This is a genomic window from Puniceicoccales bacterium (genome assembly GCA_031255005.1).
Classification (GTDB): Bacteria; Verrucomicrobiota; Verrucomicrobiia; order Opitutales; family LL51; genus JAIRTH01.
Genome location: JAIRTH010000033.1, coordinates 1 through 6952, shown reverse-complemented (window position 1 = coordinate 6952; position 6952 = coordinate 1). Strand labels below are relative to the sequence as shown.

At 39.1% G+C, this 6952-nt stretch carries 7 protein-coding genes; 2 read left to right on the top strand and 5 right to left on the bottom strand.

What is annotated here, in order from left to right:
* Together rho and LBH49_03505 are read right to left on the bottom strand one after the other, a co-directional pair.
* A partial coding sequence (gene rho, locus LBH49_03510) for a transcription termination factor Rho (GenBank protein ID MDR0351682.1) occupies nucleotides 1-905 on the bottom strand: 905 nt, incomplete at its 3' end.
* A 944-nt stretch (nucleotides 906-1849) separates the two neighbouring features.
* Complete coding sequence (locus LBH49_03505; protein ID MDR0351681.1) at nucleotides 1850-2680, bottom strand: SDR family oxidoreductase; 831 nt, start codon at nucleotides 2678-2680, stop codon at nucleotides 1850-1852.
* Between the two features lie 18 nt (nucleotides 2681-2698).
* Here LBH49_03505 and LBH49_03500 point away from each other — a divergent pair, with 18 nt between their 5' ends.
* Nucleotides 2699-3235: a ferritin gene (locus LBH49_03500; GenBank protein ID MDR0351680.1), complete on the top strand. Its 537-nt coding sequence runs from the start codon at nucleotides 2699-2701 to the stop codon at nucleotides 3233-3235.
* A gap of 9 nt (nucleotides 3236-3244) precedes the next feature.
* On the top strand, nucleotides 3245-4594 hold the full coding sequence (gene trkA, locus LBH49_03495) for a Trk system potassium transporter TrkA (protein MDR0351679.1): 1350 nt from the start codon (nucleotides 3245-3247) through the stop codon (nucleotides 4592-4594).
* A 2-nt stretch (nucleotides 4595-4596) separates the two neighbouring features.
* Here trkA and LBH49_03490 read toward each other — a convergent pair whose 3' ends face one another.
* The 3 genes from LBH49_03490 to LBH49_03480 all read right to left on the bottom strand — a co-directional run.
* Nucleotides 4597-5220, bottom strand: a complete 624-nt coding sequence (locus LBH49_03490; protein ID MDR0351678.1) for a type II secretion system GspH family protein — start codon at nucleotides 5218-5220, stop codon at nucleotides 4597-4599.
* The gene (locus LBH49_03485; GenBank protein ID MDR0351677.1) at nucleotides 5217-5753 is read right to left on the bottom strand and encodes a hypothetical protein; all 537 of its coding nucleotides are present in this window, start codon (nucleotides 5751-5753) and stop codon (nucleotides 5217-5219) included. Before LBH49_03485 ends, LBH49_03490 begins: the two co-directional genes overlap by 4 nt.
* Nucleotides 5754-5904: 151 nt before the next feature.
* A partial coding sequence (locus LBH49_03480; protein MDR0351676.1) for a hypothetical protein occupies nucleotides 5905-6952 on the bottom strand: 1048 nt, incomplete at its 5' end.

Sequence of the window (6952 nt, the reverse complement as noted above, 5' to 3'; positions counted from 1 at the left end):
AAAGCCGTAGCTATTATGGTCAAACTACCACCATTTTCTATGTTTCTCGCAGAACCAAAAAACCTTTTGGGCAATTGCAACGCATTGGCCTCCATACCACCAGACAATACTTTTCCGGTACAGGGCTGCTCAGCATTATAGGCTCTGGCAAGTCTAGTTATGGAATCCAATAAAATCACCACATGTTGCCCTGCTTCAACCCTTCGCCTTGCATTTTCCGCAACTATCTCTGCCGCATGGACATGACTATCTGGAGACTCATCAAAGGTAGAGCTAATAACCTCACCAGAAGCTTGGCGAGAAAAATCCGTAACCTCTTCCGGCCTTTCATCTATCAGCAATACTATGAGATGCACATCCGGCCGATTATTTGTTATGGCATTGGCAATCCCTTGCAACAAAACCGTCTTTCCTGTTCGCGGAGGAGCAACTATTAACCCTCTCTGGCCCAATCCGATGGGTGTCAACAAATCCACTATTCTCATGGAAAAATTATCCCATTTGGCACCATCACTGGTCTCCAATAAAAGACGCTCGGTAGGATAATAGGGCGTCAATTCCTTAAACCTTGGCAAAATGGAAACCTTATCTGGTTCTATTCCAAGAACATCTACAATTTTTAGAACAAATGGACAGGTTGATTGCATGGACGGCGGATGAACATAGGCATTAATATTTTGCCCCCGTCTAAGGCCATAATGTTGTATCAAACATCTTGGTATATAGGCACTTTTAGGTCGTATACGATAATTATCTGGCTTATATACAATTACCCCGTCACCTCCTTCTATGGATTCGATTATACCCGCAACCAAAACAGGTTTTTTTTCCATAAAAGCTTTTTCTATACACGAATCAATGATTTTTCCTCTTGAAATAAATTTATCATTGGTCAATCCAAACATACGAACAGCCTTGGCCTCCATCACATCCTGAGCATCATCATATATGTCCGCCAACGCAAAGACAGAATTGGTTTCATCTAGCATTGAAGCCGCAAATTCATCCAATAAATCTTTCCTTTGTAAAAAATTCAAATTTCTTAAACTGCCAAGTGAAAATGCACCAATTCTCACCGTAGGCTGAATTTTCCTCTTCGAATTATTATTGTTGCCATGCTGCAGTTTCTGGATCGTATTCTGCTTCAATGACTTATCTCTATACTGTTGATTTTGTTGATGCTCTTGCACATTCCTATGGCCTCTGCTTGGCATATTCCTTTTTATATTTTCATTCGAAATATATGCATTTTGGCTCATATCATTTGAACAGATGCATTGATGTGCCTTATTTTTATCCAGTATATTTACTTCCTTAATTTCACCAAATACATTCGCTTCTTTAATTCCTTCCTGGCTATCCTTTGGTGACCAATCGTCACTGACTTCATGAGAATTAGTGTATTCATAAGCTATGGACGAAGAACTTTTGTTAATATCATTTTCTTGCCTTGTTGCTGCATATCTGACATCACCTGAATTTTCTAAAGCATTAGGTACATTTTGAATTTTTCTTGGTCTCCCACGCCTCCGCTTTTCACCTTCATTTTTAGATAATATTTTAGGTAATATATCCTGATCTTTTTTTTGCATTATCTGAACTTTCTGTTCTTCTTGGATATCATTTTTACTCATAAACTTATTATATTTTTATACACTTATTTTATAAATTTAATAAATTAATTACACGAAAGATTAATAACCTTAATATCAAGCAAATATTTAAGCAAAACACCATCTTTCCTCTTTTTGTCGATTATAACCGTTTGCCATCGACCTAACCATTTCTAATATTTATGACAAGAAATCTTAGCTACACAATAAAAAAATTTTACTTTTTTATAAATATTTTAGTCATTGGACGCATTGACAACAGCGTTGATAAGTTTCCTATCAAAATAATTAATATCCATACCAGCATTTACCACAATACCTTGGCCATTGATTCCGCTGGAACTATGGCTCAAAAGAAAAAGCACCACATTGGCCACTTCATCTGTGCGGACTGCTTTTTTTCTAAATGTCATCTTTTCAGCGTACAAGTAATTATCTATATATCCTGGAATTCCTGCCGATGCGCTGGTTTTCAACGGCCCGGCTTTAACGCAATTAAATCTGACCTTCGTATCTGCACTGAATGACTTTGCCAAAAACCTTACACTACTGTCCAAGGCTGCCTTGATTGGTGCCATATAACCATAGCTTTCAGCCGTAACCTGTGATGATATGCCCATGGTAACCACCGAAGCCTCTTCTGAAAACATTGGCTTCAATAGCCTAGACATCTCCACCAAAGAAAAACATGATATGATCATTGCCTGCAAAAAATCTTTCCTCGAAGTGTCGTGAAATTTACCCATGCCAGCAGAATAATTTGCAAAGGCTATGGAATGGAAAAAACCATCAATTTTTTCACCACTTCGCCTGATATCTTCTCCCAGCTTCAGAATATCCTCTTCCCTTTCCACATCACATATATATACTTCTTCGCCATCCATTAGGCTCCCCAGCGCTTCCAATCTCGCCTTGGACCGGATACTAAAAATAACATTTGCACCGGCAGACTTTAGTTTCGAAGCCACAACCCAAGCAATGCTCTTCCGATTAGCCACACCGGCTACCAAAATCCTTTTGTTTTCGAAATTTAAAAAATTCACAAAGCCATTGAAAAAAATTGCCATGCCGTTGAAAAGTAGAAAGTGACAAAGAATCAGGAATATATGAAAATCAAAGAAATTATAAGAATATCTATAAACGATCGGATAAAAAACGAGTTCGAAGCTGCCTATATATACCTAGGTATGGCGGCCTGGTTCGAATCCACCCCCTATCTCGGGTTTGCCAAATGGATGAGAGGCAAAGCAATAGAAAAAATCGAACAGGCTATGAAGATGTTCAACTATCTGGTGGATAGAAACTCTCAGATCGACCTTGCTTCCATTTCTCATCCTCAATGCATCTACACATCGCCATTGGAAACCTTCGAAGAAGCTCTCAAAAATGAAACAAAAATCACCACATCAATCCATAATCTATATACCTTGACCTTAAAAGAACATGACTATGAGAGCCAGGAAATGTTGCTTTGGTTTATAAAAGAACAAACCGAAGAGGAACGCATAATTACCGACATAATCGATAAGATAAAATCCATAAATAATCGACCAGAGAACATGCTAATCGTTGATTGCATTGTTGGAGAAATGGCCGAAAAAAAAATTATCAGAAAAAAATAACAATTATCTATGGAAATCACAATCGTTGGTGCTGGCAATGTGGGTGGATTTTTGGCAGAAATATTTAGTCAATGTCACAGAATAACGGTCATAGATAGCAATCCATTCACATCCAAAGCAATCTACGAGCGCTTCGATGCTCGGGTGATCTGTGCCAACGGTTGTTCGGCCGAAACGCTGACCAATGCAGATATAAAAAATTGCGATTTCTTTATGGCCATGACCAGTGATGATCGATCTAATCTATTATCAGCCTCCATAGCCAAAGCCTTGGGAGCAGGTATGACCATTTGCCGTGCCAGCGATAGGACCTACGTGGACAACTCTCAGTTGAACTATCAATTGCACTTTGGCATAGATATGTTTGTCAATCCTGATGCCCTATGTGCCCTGGAATTTGCTAAGGAAATAATAAATCCTGGCCGAGTGGTAGTGGAAAATTTTGCCCGAGGATCCATTGATGCCCAGCAAATAAAAATCAGCGCAGACTCAAAGTTTGTGGGCAAAACATTGCAAGAAATAAGGCTAGATCCAAGCATACGGATCGGATGCATCTGCCGCGATGATAAATATGAAGTGGCCACAGCTAAAACCGATATGCATGTGGGCGATATAGTAACCATCATTGGAACCTCTGTAGCCATAAGTGAAATCAGCGATCAACTAAAGCCACAGGAATTTCCAGAATCATCTTCCATAACAGTATTTGGTGGCAATGAAACGGCCATTGCATTGATAAGATATCTGAATGATTCAAAGTATAAAATTCGCATCATCGAAAAAAATAGAGAAATCTGCGACACTCTGTCACAACAATTTAGAAATATTACTGTCATCCATGGCGATGCCACATCGGAAGCTCTGATGAGGGAAGAACAGGTCAATCTCAGCGACTACTTCATAGCTTGCACCAAAGATGATGAAGAAAATATAATGACCTCTCTTCAGGCTTGTCACATTGGCACCAAAAATGTTATGCTAACTTTAAATAAAGGTGACTATGAAAAAACCCTCATGAACATAACCAAAGGCTTGGGAATAAAAAAGATAATATATCCTAGGGTAGCAACGGTCAACGAATTAATAAAATATATTTCCACGGAAAAATGCGTAGAATTATCAAGATTTCCGGATGATTCTGGTTCGTTTTTAGAATTAAAAATTTCCGAAAAAAGTGACTATGTGGGAAAAAAAATTCACGAAATACCATGGCCGCCCCACTGCATCGCCGTCGCTCTGTCGCATAAATTTCACACCAAAGTGCCCTGTGCAGAAGATATAATAGACGCCAACGATCAAATGATTGTCATTGTGAGCAATGAAAGTACAAAAGATCTTAAAAAACTACTACTAAACTGATACTAATCCCAGCTTAACACATCCATGGCATCACTTCGGACATTGGAATGCAAGGTTTTTTCTTCGGCATAGCTGAAAACCGCTACGCTTTCACCCAATCCATCCTCTGGAACCACGGCCTTAATCGATGGATATAAATTAAAAGCCGATGGAGGAATTTTTATAGGATCTTCATTGGGATCAGCAAATATGACATAAATGGCAGGATTATTGAACCCATCTGCCAATTTATCTTTTTGTAGCCGAGTACCCATTCTATATAGATCATCATCAACCACCTTCATGAATTTTAACCGCTTCGGGTTCAGATATAACAGATCCTGTTGCTGATAATTACTCACATAGTTTACGTTGCCAATCAGCATAGAGGAAAATATCGCTGTCTTTTCAATGAATGAATAGGCCACATTTGGTTTCAGCGCATCAGGCCAACAACCATATTCTGCATAATAGCTTTTCAGAGCATTGGCAATCTTCGCTATGCGAAGTCTCGACTGGGTCAATTTAATGGATCGATTGGATTTAGTTACTGCCGGTATCAACATGGCTGACATCAATCCAATGATAGCCATGACGACCACCGCCTCAATCAATGAATATCCGTATCTTTTTCTGCAAATTTTCATAACATTCCTGTATTACCTACGATCATATCATCTCCCTTATCCGGAGAAACTGTACCATCACTTCCGATCTGCACAGTCCTAATTCCATCCATGCCCTTACTGCCCAATACAAAGGAAGGTCTCTGCCATAGCTCATTATTTACATCACCTCGAGTGGCGTAGTAATATAGATAATCTTGGTTAAATTGATCGATAAATTTCATATCATTTTCATTGCAAATTTTTTTGATTTTTGCCGGCACTAGATTGACCTTTTTCCTATCTACTGGATCAACATTTTCAGGATCTGCCGGAATGCTTAGGCCAAAGGGATTTATATCTCCCTTCAGTGAAGCATACAAAATTTTTCCATTCTCTTCGCCAGAAACGTTGGTCAATGGACGGGGATAGTCACCATGAATTTCTTTATACCTTTCCAAAGCAACAGCCAACTCAATGAGATCAGCCGTTACACGATTTCTGACCACATAATCTTTGTAAGCCGACGCCACACCAGTAAGAGTGGCATAGATCAGCAACAATAAACTAATCACCGTTACCACTTCCAGTAAAGTGAATCCGCGAAATTTATGTGACCCTTTTACAATAATGTTTAAGACACATAATTAGATACAGTCATTAGGCGAACATAGAATTCCCATTTTTGAAATTTAACAATTTTTTTATTTATGGCCACATCGCTATCTAGCGAACCACTACCACATCGCCATCATCACCTTCATCAAAGGTAAAATTACTAACCCTGTTGCTATCACCACTACGCTTTTCATCTAGCCGAACATTTTGTTTACTTTGTTTATTTTGTTTGTTACCAGTTGACCTATTTTCTTCCATCGGCATCGATTGATCTCCAACGGTTATGGGAATCTCAAGTTCATTGAATCCAGTGGCATAGATAAACAAAGATCCAGCATCGCTGTTATTGCTCCCTTCGATCTCCACTTCGGCGAAACGACTACCTTCGACAATGGTAACCTCTGGCATAATAACACTATCCGGAATATCCGTTGTAATATCCAGCGGCAGACCATCTTCCGGTGCATCATGATCTATGAAAAAAGACACCATAATTTTCTCGCCATTATCAATGGCTATGGACTCCATATCGGAACTCAACTCAGAAACATCAATAAAAAACTTGCCAACAAATATCCTATTGCTGCCATTGATCAAAATTACATCATAGGAAGTTTCGGCTTCCATCAATGGGATAATAAACTCTATGGCACCCTTCGAAACACTCTTCACCTTGGCCGGTATACCACCAACTCTTATCATATCCCTGGATGAAAATCCTGAACCAAGGACACAGACTCTGGCACCCACTGGCCCTCTTTCACAATCCATGGTGAGAATATACTTATGATTGATAGAAAGCTTAAAAAGCTTGGATTTTTCCACACTTTTACTCATCGGCCCGTTTTTTGGATCCACACTTTCTTGGGACAACTCATAATAATATGGTATTTCGGTCACATCAGCCGGGACTTTAAAATCATAGGAATAGATATTGCCAGAACCTACAGGATTCATCTCATGTTTTACGCCATTAATCACCACATAGGGCTTCAGTCCTTTCTTCCGCAGATCAGAACTGTCTTTATTGACAGCCATGGTTAATGTATATATTCGCGACTGATTTTGTGGCACCCGACTGGGGGTCATATCATTCATTATCGAAGAGCAACCTCCAAGGATCAAACTAATACATAAAAATGTAAATTTAGAAAAA

Excerpts from the sequence above, each read along its gene's own strand:
- LBH49_03505 (MDR0351681.1), bottom strand. The coding sequence starts at position 2,680 with ATGGCAATTTTTTTCAATGGCTTTGTGAATTTTTTAAATTTCGAAAAC.
- trkA (MDR0351679.1), top strand. The coding sequence starts at position 3,245 with ATGGAAATCACAATCGTTGGTGCTGGCAATGTGGGTGGATTTTTGGCA.
- LBH49_03490 (MDR0351678.1), bottom strand. The coding sequence starts at position 5,220 with ATGAAAATTTGCAGAAAAAGATACGGATATTCATTGATTGAGGCGGTG.